Below are 16,546 nucleotides of genomic sequence, written 5' to 3'. Positions count from 1 at the left end.
AGCAGCTACCTCAAAAGGGGAGTGTAATTTAAACTCTGTCCGGTCCTCAGCCCCTCCGGGGGGTACCCCCCGGAGGGGCTGTGCTCAAATCGAGCGGCATGCGGCCCTCAAATTTAATAAAAAATTGTTGGGCGGTCGTTGCCCAGTTCTGTAATGGCGATGTCCACTTCTTCTGAATGTTCATGGTCGCCAGATAGATCAGCTTCATAAGGGCCATGTCGCTGGTGAACGCGCCCTTGGTCTTGGTCACCTTCCGCACCTGCCTGTGGAACCCCTCTACGGCGTTGGTGGTGTATATAATCTTCCTGATGGGGGCGGAATATGCGAAGTAGCTCGATAGGTTCTCCCAGTTGTCGTTCCAGCTCTGGATGACCACCGGGTACTTCTTGCCCCATTTTTCCTCCAGGTCCAGCAGTTCGTCCTCGGCCTCCTCCTTGCCGTTGGCCCTGTATACCAGTTTCAGGTCGCGCATGAACTCCTTTTGGTCCTTGGAGGCTACGTACTTGAGCGAGTTGCGTATCTGGTGCACGATGCACAGTTGGACATCGGTCTTTGGAAAGATGCTCAGGATGGCATCGGTGAACCCTTTCAGGTTGTCCGTACAGGCTATCAGTATGTCCTGGAGCCCACGGTTGTTCAGGTCGGTGAGCACTTGCAGCCAGAAATTGGCCCCCTCGCTTTCCGAGATGTACATGCCCAGCACGTCCTTATGGCCGTTTTTGTCGATTCCCAGTATGTTGTAGATCGCTTTGTGGCGGACCTTGCCGTCCTCCTTGACCTTGTAGTGCATGGCGTCCAGCCAGACGATACAGTACATCACGTCCAATGGCCTTCGCTGCCATGCCTTGATATCGGGTATGATCCGATCGGTGATATCGGTCAGCACGCTGTGCGAGATCTCGGTATCGTACATTTCCTTGATATGGGCGCAGATGTCCCGATAGCCCATCCCCAGACCGTAGAGGCCGATTATCTTGTCGGCCAGGTTGTCCGCCAAAATGGTCTGTCGCTTTTTTACGATCTCGGGCTCGAAGCTGCTTTGGCGGTCCTGGGGCGTTTTGATCTCGAAAGTACCCACACCGGTCTTCAGGGTCTTTTTGCCCTTGCCGTTGCGCTTGTTGCCCTTGAGACGCTCATCATCGTCAAGATGAGCCTCCATCTCGGCCTCTAGGGCCTTGTCAAGGAAATTTTGGAGCAGCGGTGCAAAAGCGCCGTCCTTGCCGAAAAGGCTTTTCCCAGTCGTAAATTGTTCAAGTGCTTTTTTTTCAATGTTGTTCAGTTCTTCCTGTGTCATTTTTCAATCTGTTTGAATATTAATATAAAAAATCTATTCAGACAGAGTTTAAATTACACCCTCCTCAAAAGCCCAAAAACCATAAAAATACCTTCCTTCAGCTCTTGTTTTTGTGCTTTCCAGCCCCATTTCACTTCCATACTTATTATAACTCTTAAGCCAGTATTTTTTTAAGTATTGCTCGATCATTATTTTACAGGTATCTAAATTCTGTTCTAAAATAATCTCTCTTAATCTTTTAAATTTTTGAGGAATCATAAAAAAACGGGTATAACTTTCCTCAACCAAATTTTGATCTTCATCAAATACATTATTAATGTAATAATTGTAAATCAGATCTTGTACTTCACACTCTTTAATGATGGTAGATACCGTTTTGTTTCCTTTTTCAGATTCTAAAAGAATAGAGATACTAAAAAACCAAAGTATATTCACATAATTATCATAATGTAACTGATTTAATTCCTCTCGATTTCTACCCACATATACCTTTATGGCTTCTTTATTCCATCTGTTCTTCAATGTTTTATTCAGTTCTTCGAATGAAATGTTTAATTCGGTAATATCTTCTCCTTTTGAATACCTAGCAATCCATGATTTTAAAGCTATACTGAAGACTGCAAAATTATTTAGATTTCTCCTGTGAGGACTCAAATCTTTATCTAAGCTTTGTATATTGATTTCATTTAAAATACTAAAATTATCCAGAGTGCTTTGAAAATCAAATTTTTCCATTTTTATAATATTTAAAGATCCGGATAATAATGATTTATAGGGTAGCCTGACTCATCAACATATTTATAGGAAGTTTTACCGTCAGGCCATACATAAGCAACCACTCTTTCATAATTTTCCCTAACAATTTTATACAAACTTTCGTCATTTCCAAGTGCTTCCAATAGTCTTGAATCTTCCGGTGAAAAATCGATCCATGAATCACTCATTTGCCTCGTCCCATCATTCAAAGTAATCATATTTGTACCGTTATACTTCGTTTCTACAATCGCATATTTTTGGGTATTTGGATTCCAGAAAATATGATCTATGCCCTGATGGCTGTCTGTTAGTGTGGTTACTTTGTGTTTATGAAACACTATTTCAAGCAATTTTATGACGAATGGAATGGCGAGGCCTAAAACCTTTACCTATCATTAAAAGTTGGGAAGTAGGGTAGATGTTTAAACTCCTCTTCTCCAAATCCCTTTAATTTAGCAACAGCAGCTACCTCAAAAGCCCAAAAACCAAAGAAATATTTTCCTCCCTCTTGTGTTTTCGTGCTTTCAAGTCCCATTTCACTTCCATACTTATTATAACTCTTAAGCCAGTATTTTTTTAAGTATTGCTTAATCATTATTTTACAGGTATCTAAATTCTGTTCTAAAATGATTTCTCTTAATCTTTTAAATTTTTGAGGAATCATAAAAAAACGGGTATAACTTTCCTCAACCAAATTTTGATCTTCATCAAATACATGATTAATGTAATAGTTGAAAATCAAGTCTTGTACCTCACACTCTTTAATTATGGTAGATACCGTTTTGCTTCCTTTTTCAGATTCTAAAAGAATAGAGATACTAAAAAACCAAAGTATATGTACATAATTATCATATTTAAATTCATTTAATTCCTTACGATTTCTACCCACATATACTTTTAAGGCTTCTTTATTCCATCTATTCTTCAATGTTTTATTCAGTTCTTCGAATGAAATGTTTAATTCGGTAATATCTTCTCCTTTTGAATACCTAGCAATCCATGACATTAAACACATACCGAATATTGCATAATTATATAACTTCAATCTGTGAGGACTCAAATCCAGAGTTAAACTATGTCGATTGCTTTCGTCTATCACCTTAAAATTATTCAATGTTCGTTGAAAATCAAACTTTTCCATTTCCATGATATTTAAAGTTCCGGATAATAATGATTTATAGGGTAGCCTGACTCATCAACATACTTGTAGACAGTCTTGCCGTTTGGATAAACATACGCTACAACCCTCTCATAATTATTTTTAACTTGATCATAAAGTGAATCATTGCCCAAAGCAACTTTTAACCTACTGTTTGCTAATCCGTTGTCAATCCATTCATCACTCATTTGCCTAGTCCCATTTGTCAAAGTAATCATATTTGTACCGTTATACTTCGTTTCTACAATCGCGTATTTTTGGGTATTAGGATTCCAGAAAATATGATCTATGCCCTGATGGCTGTCTGTTAGTGTGGTTATTTTGTGTTTATGTATGGCGGTATAACCTTTTTCAAACCATTCAACATCAACCACTGCTTCTGCCCAATTACCTTTATGTTGACGAACATATCAAATTTCTTGAAAATACGGTAAGGTCTAAAATAATTTTGTCTGTCCGTCTTTGTATTCCTCATGTAACTTACAGTTTAGACTGGGCTTTTTACGATCCTGTAGATACATCTTGCGAGCAATTTTAAATTGCTGCTTTACTTGCTCCGCGAACTGGCCTTCGCCTTTCATTCGGGTGCCAAACCTGCTATCATTCAGACTACCTCCATGAATGTTGGCAATCTGGTTTAAAACCTTATCTGCCCGGTCTGGCATGGATTTTTTGATCCAGTCTGTAAAGATCTCTCCAATGCTTCCATTCAGTCTCACGATCGTATAACCTACACCGCGAGCACCTCGATTAGCCACTTCTCGAACCAGCGGCATAATTTCGTGATTATTGATTGATGGTATGATAGGCGCCATCATCACACTCACCGGAATATTCGCTACCGAAAGTTTCTCTACGGTTTCCAGTCTTTTTTTGATGCTGGCGGTTCTTGGCTCCAGCACTCTACGCGTATGTTCCTGTAGCGTGGTGATACTTATATTTACATGTACAAGCCTGTCCTGAGCCAGTTCTCTTAGAATATCCAGATCGCGTAAAATGAGGGAATTCTTCGTGATCATACCAACCGGGTGCCGGTACTTCAGAAAGGTTTGCAGCAAACTTCTGGTAATTTTGAGTTCCTTTTCAATTGGCTGGTAACAATCGGTATTTCCAGACAGGACGATAGGTCGCGCCTGCCAGGATTTGCTCTTCAGCTTTTTCTCTAAAAGTTCAACAGAATTTCTTTTTACCAGTATTTTTTGCTCGAAATCCAGACCGGCACTATAACCCCAGAATTCATGACTATTACGGGCGTAGCAGTAAATACAACCATGTTCACAGCCCTGATAGGGATTTAGTGAAAAGTCCATTCCAACATCGGGACTCGTCACTTTGTTGACGATGCTCTTGGGAAAGGTTTCAATAGTTGTGGTTTTAAAATTAACCGCTTCTTCCCCTTCCGCATTGCAATAATTTAGAAAGTCGTCCCTGGTTTCATGACTATGCGCATCAAACTTATTACTGCTGTTTTTCTGGGCACCTCTGCCTTTGATAAAATCCTCATAACTCATAATCCAAAATTATGGAATTATTCCTTTTTAATGGATTTTATCCTAGTTAAAATTCAATGAAAAGGCTCCTTCTTCAAATCTAAATTTTTAGATAGGAGCCTGTATTTTATTTATTAGGGAAGTCGGCTTTACGCTTGTTTAAAAATGCTGAAGTTCCTTCTTTGAAATCTTCGGTCCCAAAACTATCACCGAAACCTTTTACTTCCACCTCAAATCCATCAATACCATCTTCATAGTTGGCATTGATCGCTTTGATCGCTGTAGAAATAGCAACCATGGAATTCTTCATAATCTTCTGAGCCAGGCTTACGGCCAGTTCCATCAAATCTTCCTGAGATGTTACATGATTCACCAGGTTGTATTGCAAAGCCTGGTTTGCATCGATCATTCCCGCGGTCATGATCATTTCCATCGCGCGACCTTTCCCTACCAGTTGTGGTAACCTTTGAGTTCCACCATATCCCGGGATCACTCCAAGAGATACTTCCGGCAATCCCATTTTGGCATTATCACTGGCAATTCTAAAATGAGCTGCCATAGCAAGTTCGAGTCCGCCACCAAGAGCAAATCCATTTACAGCTGCTATGACCGGTTTAGGGAAATTAGCTACATAATCAAATAACTTCTCCTGCCCATCTGCTGAAAGTTTCTTCCCCTCTTTTGGTGAGTAGTCGGCAAATTCACTAATATCTGCTCCAGCTACAAAAGCCTTCTCTCCACTTCCGGTAATAATTACGACTTTTACCTCGTCATTATCCTTCGCCGCTTTAAAAGCCTGGTGAAGCTCAAGAATCGTCTCTCTGTTAAGAGCATTCAGCTTCTTTGGTCGATCTATTGTGATCGTTAATATTTCATTTTCAATCTCTTCTAAAATGTTCTGATAACTCATAATCTTTATTTTGGAAATCGTACGTTAAAGATAGTGCCTTTATTCTGTTTGGAAACAAAGCTAATCGTCCCCTTATAAGTTTCCACGATATTTTTTACCATGGCAAGGCCTAATCCCATTCCGCTTGATTTCGTGGTGAATTTAGGTTCAAATACCTTCGTTTTATTTTCTTCGGAAATACCCATTCCATTATCGGAAACCGAAATAAGAACGGTATTCTCCTCCTCTTCGACCGACACCATAATTCGAGGATCTTCTACATTCTGAAGTGCCTGAGTAGCATTTTTAACCAGGTTGGTCACTACCCGAATCAACTGCGTACGATCAAATTTCGCCAGGATCTCCTCCTGGTCACATTGAAATTCAATGTATTTCTCATTAAAAATATCCAGTGCCAGCTTCACGATCTTGGGCACATTCAAAGTTTCATTTTGTTGTGCCGGCATCTTTGCAAAGTTTGAGAATGCCGAAGCGATAGAGCTCATAGTATCAATTTGATTAATGAGCGTTTCGCTGTATTCATCGACCTTAAGATGAATGTCGGGATCTTCCGGATCAAAATTACGCTGAAAACTTTGTACGCTCAATCGCATAGGTGTCAACGGATTCTTGATCTCATGTGCTACCTGCTTCGCCATTTCCCGCCAGGCCTGTTCCCGCTCATTGGTGGCTAATTTCACAGCACTTTCCTCCAACTCATCGATCATACTGTTATATGCCGAAACCAAAGCGTAGATCTCCTCTGTTGCATTGGAAAGTTCGATTTTCTGGTTTCGTTTGTCCAGTCTGGTCTGATTGATCTTTTCCGAAATGATCTTGAGCGATTTGGTGATATATTTTGAAAGAAAGAATGACAGAATAATGGCTATCAATAGCATAAAAAGATAGACCTCTGCCATGCGTACCAGGAAATTGTTCAAATCCCTGTTCAACAGACTATCATCCTGTACATATGGTAAATACAGGATTGCCAGTGGCTTAAATTTTCCATCGGTAATATAACTGTATGAAGACTGGTATTTCTGCCCGTTGACTTCAGTTTTCTTCAAATAATGCTTGGTAGTGGTAGCATCCAGCTTACTTAGTACGCTTTCTGGAATACTAACGGTAGTGGAGTCTTTAAAAAATGATTCGTTGGATTTGATAATAAGGCTTCCGTCGAGATCATAAATATGGATCTGCATTTCATGAACTTCGGCCATTTCATCGATCTTATCCCTTTCAGCAAAAATAAGTCCAATGTTTTCGGTATCTATTACATAACTAGTACTGGCAAGTACAAATTTGATGTTTTCAAGGATCGCTCTTTGTTTACGCTCCAGCCGTTCTTCGTGATAATTTTCAGCTTCCTGTTTATATTGGTACACTGTCACCCCAAAAATTAGAATAGATGCCCCGAGAACCAACAGGATCATAGAGATAAAAATTCTAGTTCTTAAGGATAATTTAAGCATCTTCATATAGGCAGGCTTCGCTTCAAGGCAACAATTATCGAACCATTTCAGGCATTAGGGTTCCTTGAGCGTATTCTTTTGTATAATTTGATCCCTAGCATTAACATGATCCCGAGTAGAAAAATTCCAAGAACTCCGTAGATCCAGTTAATAGCATCCCGCACGATGACCAGGAAAATTACTGAAAACAGGATAAGCGTACTTCCCTCATTCCAGATTCGCATTCCGTTTGAAGTCCAGTTAATAATCCCTTTCTGCAGTTCTTTAAAAATTAGATGGGTCTTGAAATGATAGGCAAATAGTAGCACTACAAAACCAAGTTTCACATGCATCCAGGGTTGCTCGAGCCAGCCAGGAACCATCGCCAGTAACGTAAAAGCGAAAGCGCTCGCCAGGATCGCAGAAGGCCAGGTAATAATGAACCAGAGCCTTTTCGCCATCAGTTTTAGCTGATCTCCAAGAATTGTTCTATCTGGTTCTGGCTTTTCAGCAGCTTCGATCTGGTATACGAATAAGCGCGGAATATAAAAAAGCCCGGCAAACCACGTAATTACGAAAATAAGGTGCAGGGCTTTGATATAATTATAGTACTCCATTTAGTCTTCAGTCTCCACGAATAGATAATTAAGATCCATCGCATTAAATTCCTTATTAAAAGCTTTTACTTCTTCTTCTAAAAGCTGGTCAAATTTATTCAATTCTTCGTTGATACTGGCAGTAAGTTGGTCTTTAACTGCAATATCCTGCTGAGTTGGTGGAAAATCGTCCATTCCTACGAGACTGTTCAAATGCGCCAGTTTATTGGTGAGTTTTATCGGGAAATTAAGCGGATCCTGGTTACTACGATTCTTGGTCTGGTAAAGCGCATTTTCTATTTCTGAAAGTTGCTCGCTCAGGGTTTTCGCTTTTTCCAGCAAGGGTTTTACCTGCTCATTGTTTTTATACTGCTTCTGAAAATCCTTCAGTTGTGCATCGACCTTTCTCATCTTTTTGATGGATTGGTGAGCATTGTCTACGGTTTTATTCACGCTGGAAATGAAATCATACTGCTTTTGCATTCCTGCCTGGTCGGTTTCGGCATTTGCGTCTGGCAGGATCTCGAAATCCTGTTTCATCACCTCATCTTCCACTTCCAGAACTACCTTATATTTTCCGGGAACCGCTTGTGGAGCGTCTGTACTTGCCCACCAAAGGATCATTCCGTCAAGTCGTTCAGCGCCTTCACCACGCATATCCCAAACATGCTGATTGGCTCCTTTACTTACTTCCAGTTTGTTCTTTTTTGCTTCAGAAGAGAAGCTTTGAATAGTATCATTTTCAGTATTTAAATAGCTTAATTTGACTTTCTTCCCTTCAGGATCCTTCAGAAAAAAATAGGTCATGACTCCCGCGGGATGGTTCGTCCCGGCTGTAGCACTTTCCCGGGATCTGCCATCCATTCTATAGGAATTTTTCGGCTTGAATAAATGATCCTGATCCTTTTCAACTGAGTTCAACTGGTGTAATACACTTAGATCATCGATGATCCAGAGACTTCTTCCCTGAGTAGCCACGATCAAGTTATTTTCTTTGATGGCAAGATCGGTGATTGGTACTATTGGCAGATTTAACTGAAAAGCTTTCCAGTTCGCTCCGTCATCAAATGAAATATACATCCCGGTTTCGGTTCCTGCGTAAAGCAAGCCCTGCTTTTCAGGATCTTCACGAACCACCCTTGTAAAATGTTCCGAAGAAATTCCAGAGGTGATCTTTTTCCAGGACTTACCATAGTTGGTCGTTTTATATAAATAAGGAGCGAAATCTCCCAGTTTGTACCTGGTTCCCGCGATATATGCCGTGCCTTCATCAAAAACAGAAGGTTCAATGCTATTGATCATCATCCACTCCGGCATTCCTTTAGGAGTTACATTTTCCCAATTCTCACCGCCATCTCTCGAAACATGTACCAGGCCGTCATCACTACCAGTCCAGAGCAAACCTTCCTTTAAAGGCGACTCTGCTGCAGCGAAAATAGTACTGTAATATTCTACGGAAGTGTTATCCTGGGTGATAGGTCCTCCTGAAGACTTTTGTTTTGACTTGTCATTTCTCGTAAGATCAGGACTTATCTCATCCCAGCTTTCCCCCTCATTCGTGGTCATATGCAAATGATTGGACGCGGTATACAATTTATCAGGATCATGTGGAGAGAAGAAAATAGGGAAATTCCACTGGAAACGATATTTGAGATCTTCGGCTCCATGACCCATTGGATTGTCTGGCCAGACACTAATACTCCGCACGGTCCCGGTTTCATGATTGTACCTGGTTAGGAATCCGTCATAACTTCCACCATAAACGATCTCAGGATTTTCAGGATCTACGGCGATATGCGCGCTCTCACCTCCCGCTGTAGATTCCCAGTCACCTTCTCCAATACTTCTACCTTCTGTTCTATGCCTGATTCTAACCGTAGAATTATCCTGCTGTGCCGCATATATTCTATACGGAAATGAATTATCTGTAGTTACTCTGTAAAACTGAGAAGTCGGTTGATTGTGGTACGTACTCCAGGTTTCCCCACCATCGTAAGTAATTTGTGCGCCCCCATCGTCACCCATGATCATACGTTGAGGATCCTCCGGAGCGATCCATAGATCGTGGTGATCGCCGTGTGGTGCATTGGCAGAACTGTAAGTCTTACCGCCATCGGTACTTGTATGATAATTCACATTGAGCACATATACCTTGTCTTCATCTTCTGAGTCGGCATAAATACGGGTATAATACCAGGCACGTTGTCTCACACTACGATCATCATTGATCAAATTCCAGGTTTCACCCGCATCTTCACTGCGATAAACGCCTCCTTTTTCTTTATTTTCAACAATAGCCCAGACCCTTTCGCTGTTTGCAGGGGAAACAGTCACGCCAATGATCCCTAAAGTATCCTTTGGAAAACCTTTATTTTCTGAAATTTCCTTCCAGGTTTCCCCGCTATCTGTACTTTTCCATAAAGCTGATCCCTCTCCTCCACTACTAAGACTATATGGTGTACGCTGAACATTCCAGGTGCTCGCATATAAAACTCGCGGATTGTTGGGATCCATAATCAGATCTACTGCACCGGCATCTGCATTAGAAAAAAGTACTTTTTGCCAGTTCTTACCTCCATCTGTAGATTTATAAACTCCCCGTTCTTCGGTAGGTTTGTAAATATTTCCAAGAACTGCTGCATATACAGTGTTGTAATCCTTCGGATGTATTACGATTCTGGGAACATGCCGACTGTTTTTTAATCCAGCGGAAGTCCAGGTCTTCCCGGCATCTTCGGTTTTCCAGATTCCGTAGCCAGAAGAAACATTTCCACGAACCGTTTTTTCTCCACCTCCCACATACATCACATTTGGATCGTTCTTAGCAACCTCAATAGCGCCAATGGAACCTCCAAAATAACCATCAGATATATTGCTCCAGCTGCGACCTCCATTCGTTGTTTTCCAGACACCACCGCCTGCAGCTCCAAAATAGAAAAGATTTGGCTTGCCGGGAACACCGGTTACTGCAGCACTTCGTCCACCTCGAAACGGACCTATTAGACGATATTCCAGAGCGCCGTAAAGTTCTTCGGAATTATCCTGTGCAAAATGTTTTTGTGAATTGAAAAGAATGGCGAGCAGTAAAAAAACTGAGAGCCTGAGTAGAGATTGGTTCATAGAAAATCGTTTAGTCTGCTTTAAAGATAAGGATTTACTATAATTTTCAAGCTTCTGAAGTTTACTTGAGCGTGTGCCGAATCTCACGATTCAAGAAATAGGCAGTGATGATGGTAGAAAGTACATCGGCAATTGGAAAAGAGATCCAGACACCGAGTTCTCCGTAGTACTTCGGAAGAATTAGCACTAGCGGAATAAAAATAAATCCCTGCCGCGATAGGGTTAGCAAAAATGCAGGCATAGCTTTCCCGATGGCCTGGAAATAAGCAGCTCCAATTAATTGAATTGTTACAATTGGAATCGCTGCAAAAACCCAACGCATTGCTGAAGGTGTTTGCTCCAGAATACTTGGTTCCGTAGTAAAGATTGCGACGATATCCGGTGCGAAAATCATGATCCCAGCAAAGATTAAAAGCCCCATGAGGAAAGAGTATAAAATTGCAGTGTTTATACTGTTTCGAACCCTGCTGAAGTTCTCTGCACCATAATTGAATCCAGCAATGGGCAGGAATCCCTGGGTGACTCCAAGTACCGGGAAAAGTGCGAACATCAGCATCCGAGCAATGATCGCATATACGGTGATCGATTCTTCACCTCCTAGATTAAAAAGAATGTTATTCATTAAAAGATAGGTCACACTCACTACTGCCTGCCTGGCCAGGGTAACAACTCCCAATGCTGAAATTTCCTTCAGAATAGGAAAATCCATGTTGAAATGAGAGAAACTGATCTTTAATTCTGAGTTCTTCGAAAGAAAAAACCAGATAATATAAGCCATGCAAAAGAAATAGGATGCAGTTGTTGCCAGGGCGGCACCTTCCATTCCCATATTCAGCTTATTGATAAGAATATAATCCAGAATAAGATTGACTACAGAGGGAATGATCATTGCGATCATGGCAAAACGGGGTTTTCCCTCTGCTCGAATTACGTTGTTCCCCATCATAGCAAGCGCCAGCATAGGAACACCGCAGAGCACGATGATATAATAGATCTTTGCAGGATCGAAGATCTCGCCCATTCCTCCAAATGCAGGGATGAGATCATCAACGAAAATCAATCCCGGAATGACCAGGCCTATCGATAAAACCAATGTAAGCGTGATCTGGTTTCCAAAGGTTCGTAAGGCTTTAGAATCTTCATTTGCGCCAAGTGCCCGGGAAATGATCGAACTTCCACCTATCCCGATGGCCATTCCCAAAGCCGCAATAAAAAAAGAGACTGGCAACACAACATTGATGGCCGCAATTGCAATCGGGCCTATCCAGTTTCCAACAAAAATAGTATCTACCAGGATGTTCAAGGACATCACCAATATTCCTACAGATGCTGGTAAAGCTTGTTGAATAAGAAGTTTACCAATGGGTTTATCACACAGTTCTTTAGAATTTCGAACGGCCATTAAGCCTCAACCGGAGTTTGCTGGGTTGCCCACTCATCGATCCATCTGGATAATACTTTTACCCAATCTTCACGATCGTTCAAACATGGAACAACAGAGAAGTCTTTCCCACCAACTTCATGGAAAATCTCTTCGCCTTCCATGGCAATCTCTTCCAGCGTTTCGAGACAATCTGAAACGAATGCCGGAGTTACAATGGCTAACTTCTTCATTCCCTGTTTTCCAAATCTTTCAATGGTCCTGTCTGTATATGGCTTTAACCATGGGTCGAATCCTAATCTTGACTGGAAGGAAACGCTATAAGTATTAGGCTTCATTCCTAAATGTTCCGCAACCAACCTGGTGGTTTCAAAGCACTGGTGTCGATAACAAAACTGGTGAGCAGTTGATGCCGTCTGGCAACAGGAGCCGTCTATCTTACAATGTGAGCTGGTAACATCGCTTTTACGAATGTGTCGCTCAGGAACACCATGATAGGAAAATAATAAATGCTCATATTCTTTTCCTTCAAGGTTTTCAGCAATACTATTTGCCAATGTTCGTACGTAATCCGGATGATTATAAAATGGTGGTACTGTCGTAAAGCTCATTTCAGGGAAAAATTCCTTGCGTAACTCTTCCGCCAGTACGAGAATCGTTTCAGTAGTAGCCATGGCGAATTGTGGATACAATGGAAATAGAAGTACTTCGTCCACTCCTTTATCCTTTAATTCCTGTAAGCCTTGTTTTATATTTGGAGTTCCATACCTCATTGCCAATGCAATTGGAACAGATGTCTTTTCATCAATTTTATTCTGAAGTCTTTCTGAAAGTACAATTAGCGGAGAACCTTCATCCCACCAGATCTTCTGGTAAGCTTCAGCAGATTTTTTAGGACGGGTATTTAATACAATTCCCTTTACCAGTAGTGTTCTGGCCCAGTATGGCACATCGATCACTCGCTCGTCCATAAGGAATTCGCCTAAATATTTCTTGACATCTTTGGGATCGGTACTGTCTGGAGAACCCAGATTTACCAGCAATACGCCTTTATTCATAATTTTTCTTTTTCAACTCAAAAATAATACTAACTGGTCTATTGAAATCCAATTTATAATTAGTGTTCTCTATGATTCAATAATCAGTTAGCTAACCGACAATGTATATTTCTTCGGCGTGGTTCCAAATTTCTTTTTAAAACCAGCAATAAAGTGACTCGCCGTACTATAACCAACCTTCAGTCCTACTTCATTTACATTATATTCACCTGTTTCCAGAAGCTTACGTGCATATTCCATTTTATAATCGAACAGAAAGCTATAAACCGAATCTCCATAAATTTGTTTGAAACCTTCTTTTAGCTTTTTAAGACTAAGTCCAATTTCATCTGAAAGTTCCTGCAGGGATGGTGGTTCAGCCATTCTTGCGATCACGATATCTTTAGCTCTCCTTATCTTCTTGATATTCTCCTCATCACTCAGAAACGGACATTGTTCCAGATCTGGATTTTCCGCTTTATTGAAGTATAGACTTAATAATTCAAAAGCTTTCGCTTTAAAATAAAGGTTTTTGATACTGGGAGTCAGATTGAAATTCATGATCTGGTTTAATACCACCGCGGTTGAAGGCGACACCTGAGCATCCTTATAGTATTTTTTATCCTTATTGTCACCACTCAAAAAGGTGATATAATCTGCTTCCTGAGAAAATAAAGCGTGAAATTTCTTAATGGAGATTACCAAAGAAATCAGCCAGCTCTCCTTTTCCATGGATAAATGTAGTGGCAGATCGCGCTGAGGATTGTACAGTAAAAGTGAATTCTCTTCAGGAAGTGGTAATTCATAACTCCCGCTATTGAATAGAAACTTGCTGTTTCCCTTCACATTAAAGTGAAATTGAATAAAACTATTATCTATTTCGCGGGACATGATCTTATTCTCATCTGTGTCATTCTGAAACTTCAAAATATAGAAACCATCTTCGATCTTGATTTCTTCTGAAATACTTACAGCGTTATTTTTTTTGCTTTCATCCATCCTCGGAAAATTTATTTATTTAGAATCAGTCTAAACAAATCTATTCACAACAGCTTTGTTTACTACAAAAATAGCGCATTTTGAAGATTCGGACTTTAAAAAGCTGATAAATATCATCTATCGACACATTTAGTGCCTCTAGCGTTATTTTTTGAAATACTCTTCTGCTATTTTTGCAAACGTATTTCCAAATCGATACATGGAAGATTATCACATTTCAAGAGGTAAGCATTTTTATACGATAGGTTTAAGCTACAAAAAGGCTGATGCCGAGATCCGGGGACACTTCAGTCTTACGGAACAGGCGAAGGAAAATTTGTTGAAACAGGCTGGCCGCGAAGGTATCGATGGTATTCTTTTAACTTCCACCTGTAATCGTACTGAAATTTACGGTTTCGCAGAACATCCATTCCAGTTGATCAAATTGCTTTGTGAGCATACTCATGGAACGGTTGAAGAATTTGAGAAGGTTGCCTACGTTTATAAGAACAAACAGGCGATTACTCATATGTTCAGGGTTGGAACAGGACTGGACAGCCAGATCCTAGGTGATTTTGAGATTATAAGTCAGTTAAAGGTTGCTTTTGTACGTTCCAAAAAGCTCGGACTGGTAAATGCATTCCTGGAAAGATTGGTAAATGCTGTGATCCAGGCCAGTAAAAGAATTAAGAATGAGACAGAGATCTCAAGTGGAGCGACTTCAGTTTCATTTGCCTCTGTACAATATATATTAAAGAATTTAGAGAACGTTTCAGATAAGAACATTCTTCTCTTTGGAACAGGGAAAATAGGACGTAATACCTGTGAAAATCTGGTTAAACATACCCGGAATAACCATATTACCTTAATCAACAGAACAAAAGATAAAGCTGAGAAGGTTGCCGGTAAATTTGATCTTATCGTTAAGGATTATGCAGATCTCCAGGCAGAGATAAGAAATAGTGATATTTTGATCGTTGCTACCGGAGCTCAGAATCCTACCGTTTCCAAAGAACTTATCTATTCTAAAAAAGATCTTTTGATCCTTGATCTTTCTATTCCGAAGAACGTTTCAGAAGATGTTGAAGAATTGCCGAACGTGCAATTGATTCATCTTGATCATTTATCGCAAATGACCGATGAAACCCTGGAAAGAAGAAAACAATTCATTCCGCAGGCAAAAGAGATCATTGCTGAAGTTGAAAACGACTTCAATCAATGGCTGGAAACAAGAAAGTTTGCACCAACGATCAAAGCTTTGAAGAAAAAGCTAAGATCTATGAAGGATGATGAACTGGATTTCCAGCGCAAAAAAATGTCAGATTTTAATGATGAACATGCTGAAATTGTAAGCAATCGTATCATCCAGAAGATCATGAAACATTTTGCAAATCACCTCAAAGGAGATACTGAAACCACGAATGAAAGTCTGGAATTGATCCACAAAGTCTTTCAACTCGAAGAAGTTAGCAAATGAGCAAAGTAATTCGAATTGGCACTCGCGATAGTGAATTAGCGATGTGGCAAGCCCGCACCGTACAGAATGCACTGGAACGAACTGGCCATAAAAGTGAGTTAGTTCCTGTAAAATCTACTGGCGACCTTAATCTAGATCAACCTTTATATGAAATGGGAATCACCGGGATTTTTACAAAAACTCTGGATGTTGCCATGATCAAAGGCGAAGTAGATATTGCGGTTCACTCCATGAAAGATGTTCCTACAGCTCTGCCAAAGGGAATTGTGGAAGCAGCAGTGATGAAACGAGCGAGCAATAAGGATATTCTAATTCATAAAGGAACTGAATTTCTGGAAAGCAAGAAAGGAAAGATCGCTACAGGTAGCCTACGCCGAAAAGCGCAATGGCTGCACAAATATCCAGATCATGAGGTCGTGGATCTTCGGGGGAATGTTAATACCCGAATGCAAAAACTGGAGGATAATGACTGGAATGGTGCCATATTCGCAGCTGCCGGACTGGAGCGTATCGAGATTAAACCAGAGAACTTTATTGACCTAAACTGGATGATCCCTGCGCCGGCCCAGGGTGCGATGCTTATTGTGGCCATGGAGAAAGACGAAGAAAGTCGTAAAGCACTAGCTCTTTTAAACCACCAGGAATCTCAAATCTGTGTACACATTGAACGTGAATTTCTCAAAGTTCTTGAAGGTGGTTGTACCGCTCCTATTGGAGCCTTAGCCAGAATCCATGATGATCATATTCATTTTCATGGAGCACTTTTCAGCCTTGATGGTTCAAAGAAAATAGAAGTCGAAAAAAGCGTTCCGGTTTCAAAAATAAATGGATTAGGAACGATCTGCGCTCAGGAGGTATTGAATAATGGAGGTCGTGAATTGATGCAGCATATTAAAACTGCTTTAAATAATTGAT

At 40.6% G+C, this 16,546-nt stretch carries 15 protein-coding genes; 2 read left to right on the top strand and 13 right to left on the bottom strand.

Annotated features, from left to right (window positions below; translation table 11 throughout):
- Positions 1-46 precede the first annotated feature (46 nt).
- The 13 genes from T8I65_RS01070 to T8I65_RS01010 all read right to left on the bottom strand — a co-directional run bounded on the left by T8I65_RS01070 (position 47) and on the right by T8I65_RS01010 (position 14,175).
- Positions 47-1,294, bottom strand: a complete 1,248-nt coding sequence (locus T8I65_RS01070) for an IS256 family transposase (RefSeq protein ID WP_322300584.1) — start codon at positions 1,292-1,294, stop codon at positions 47-49.
- 48 nt (positions 1,295-1,342) lie between these two features.
- Positions 1,343-2,029 (bottom strand): PoNe immunity protein domain-containing protein, encoded by a 687-nt coding sequence (locus tag T8I65_RS01065; RefSeq protein WP_322301670.1) that lies wholly within the window; start codon positions 2,027-2,029, stop codon positions 1,343-1,345.
- An 11-nt stretch (positions 2,030-2,040) separates the two neighbouring features.
- The gene (locus tag T8I65_RS01060) at positions 2,041-2,388 is read right to left on the bottom strand and encodes a hypothetical protein (protein ID WP_322301669.1); all 348 of its coding nucleotides are present in this window, start codon (positions 2,386-2,388) and stop codon (positions 2,041-2,043) included.
- A gap of 47 nt (positions 2,389-2,435) precedes the next feature.
- Positions 2,436-3,191, bottom strand: coding sequence for a PoNe immunity protein domain-containing protein (locus tag T8I65_RS01055; protein WP_322301668.1), 756 nt, complete (start codon positions 3,189-3,191; stop codon positions 2,436-2,438).
- 11 nt (positions 3,192-3,202) lie between these two features.
- Positions 3,203-3,583, bottom strand: a complete 381-nt coding sequence (locus T8I65_RS01050) for a hypothetical protein (RefSeq protein WP_322301667.1) — start codon at positions 3,581-3,583, stop codon at positions 3,203-3,205.
- A 63-nt stretch (positions 3,584-3,646) separates the two neighbouring features.
- Positions 3,647-4,720: a PA0069 family radical SAM protein gene (locus T8I65_RS01045; RefSeq protein ID WP_322301666.1), complete on the bottom strand. Its 1,074-nt coding sequence runs from the start codon at positions 4,718-4,720 to the stop codon at positions 3,647-3,649.
- A gap of 106 nt (positions 4,721-4,826) precedes the next feature.
- Positions 4,827-5,609, bottom strand: a complete 783-nt coding sequence (locus tag T8I65_RS01040; protein ID WP_322301665.1) for an enoyl-CoA hydratase/isomerase family protein — start codon at positions 5,607-5,609, stop codon at positions 4,827-4,829.
- Between the two features lie 5 nt (positions 5,610-5,614).
- Positions 5,615-7,069, bottom strand: coding sequence for a sensor histidine kinase (locus T8I65_RS01035; protein WP_322301664.1), 1,455 nt, complete (start codon positions 7,067-7,069; stop codon positions 5,615-5,617).
- A gap of 41 nt (positions 7,070-7,110) precedes the next feature.
- On the bottom strand, positions 7,111-7,659 hold the full coding sequence (locus T8I65_RS01030) for a CopD family protein (RefSeq protein WP_322301663.1): 549 nt from the start codon (positions 7,657-7,659) through the stop codon (positions 7,111-7,113).
- Positions 7,660-10,758 (bottom strand): VPS10 domain-containing protein, encoded by a 3,099-nt coding sequence (locus T8I65_RS01025; RefSeq protein ID WP_322301662.1) that lies wholly within the window; start codon positions 10,756-10,758, stop codon positions 7,660-7,662. It lies immediately after the preceding gene.
- Positions 10,759-10,819: 61 nt separating this feature from the next.
- Positions 10,820-12,160: an MATE family efflux transporter gene (locus T8I65_RS01020; RefSeq protein WP_322301661.1), complete on the bottom strand. Its 1,341-nt coding sequence runs from the start codon at positions 12,158-12,160 to the stop codon at positions 10,820-10,822.
- Positions 12,160-13,197 carry a ferrochelatase gene (gene hemH / locus T8I65_RS01015; RefSeq protein ID WP_322301660.1) on the bottom strand — a complete coding sequence of 346 codons (1,038 nt, stop codon included), beginning with the start codon at positions 13,195-13,197 and terminating at the stop codon, positions 12,160-12,162. The genes T8I65_RS01020 and hemH overlap by 1 nt, the downstream gene beginning before the upstream one ends.
- Before the next feature lie 87 nt (positions 13,198-13,284).
- On the bottom strand, positions 13,285-14,175 hold the full coding sequence (locus T8I65_RS01010; RefSeq protein WP_141876493.1) for an AraC family transcriptional regulator: 891 nt from the start codon (positions 14,173-14,175) through the stop codon (positions 13,285-13,287).
- 199 nt (positions 14,176-14,374) lie between these two features.
- Here T8I65_RS01010 and hemA point away from each other — a divergent pair, with 199 nt between their 5' ends.
- A complete protein-coding gene (gene hemA / locus T8I65_RS01005; protein WP_322301659.1) occupies positions 14,375-15,631 on the top strand; it encodes a glutamyl-tRNA reductase in 1,257 nt (418 codons plus the stop codon).
- A complete protein-coding gene (hemC, locus tag T8I65_RS01000) occupies positions 15,628-16,545 on the top strand; it encodes a hydroxymethylbilane synthase (RefSeq protein WP_322301658.1) in 918 nt (305 codons plus the stop codon). The genes hemA and hemC overlap by 4 nt, the downstream gene beginning before the upstream one ends.
- The last annotated feature ends 1 nt before the right edge of the window (position 16,546 follow it).

It is taken from the genome of Christiangramia sp. OXR-203, assembly GCF_034372165.1.
GTDB lineage: Bacteria > Bacteroidota > Bacteroidia > Flavobacteriales > Flavobacteriaceae > Christiangramia.
This window is presented reverse-complemented; position numbering and strand designations above follow the sequence as displayed.

Bases quoted from the DNA above. Each gene is read 5' to 3' on its own strand.
- T8I65_RS01055 (WP_322301668.1), bottom strand. From the start codon at position 3,191: ATGGAAAAGTTTGATTTTCAACGAACATTGAATAATTTTAAGGTGATA.
- hemH (WP_322301660.1), bottom strand. From the start codon at position 13,197: ATGAATAAAGGCGTATTGCTGGTAAATCTGGGTTCTCCAGACAGTACC.
- T8I65_RS01030 (WP_322301663.1), bottom strand. From the start codon at position 7,659: ATGGAGTACTATAATTATATCAAAGCCCTGCACCTTATTTTCGTAATT.
- hemC (WP_322301658.1), top strand. From the start codon at position 15,628: ATGAGCAAAGTAATTCGAATTGGCACTCGCGATAGTGAATTAGCGATG.
- hemA (WP_322301659.1), top strand. From the start codon at position 14,375: ATGGAAGATTATCACATTTCAAGAGGTAAGCATTTTTATACGATAGGT.
- T8I65_RS01025 (WP_322301662.1), bottom strand. From the start codon at position 10,758: ATGAACCAATCTCTACTCAGGCTCTCAGTTTTTTTACTGCTCGCCATT.
- T8I65_RS01020 (WP_322301661.1), bottom strand. From the start codon at position 12,160: ATGGCCGTTCGAAATTCTAAAGAACTGTGTGATAAACCCATTGGTAAA.
- T8I65_RS01010 (WP_141876493.1), bottom strand. From the start codon at position 14,175: ATGGATGAAAGCAAAAAAAATAACGCTGTAAGTATTTCAGAAGAAATC.
- T8I65_RS01070 (WP_322300584.1), bottom strand. From the start codon at position 1,294: ATGACACAGGAAGAACTGAACAACATTGAAAAAAAAGCACTTGAACAA.
- T8I65_RS01045 (WP_322301666.1), bottom strand. From the start codon at position 4,720: ATGAGTTATGAGGATTTTATCAAAGGCAGAGGTGCCCAGAAAAACAGC.
- T8I65_RS01035 (WP_322301664.1), bottom strand. From the start codon at position 7,069: ATGAAGATGCTTAAATTATCCTTAAGAACTAGAATTTTTATCTCTATG.
- T8I65_RS01040 (WP_322301665.1), bottom strand. From the start codon at position 5,609: ATGAGTTATCAGAACATTTTAGAAGAGATTGAAAATGAAATATTAACG.
- T8I65_RS01065 (WP_322301670.1), bottom strand. From the start codon at position 2,029: ATGGAAAAATTTGATTTTCAAAGCACTCTGGATAATTTTAGTATTTTA.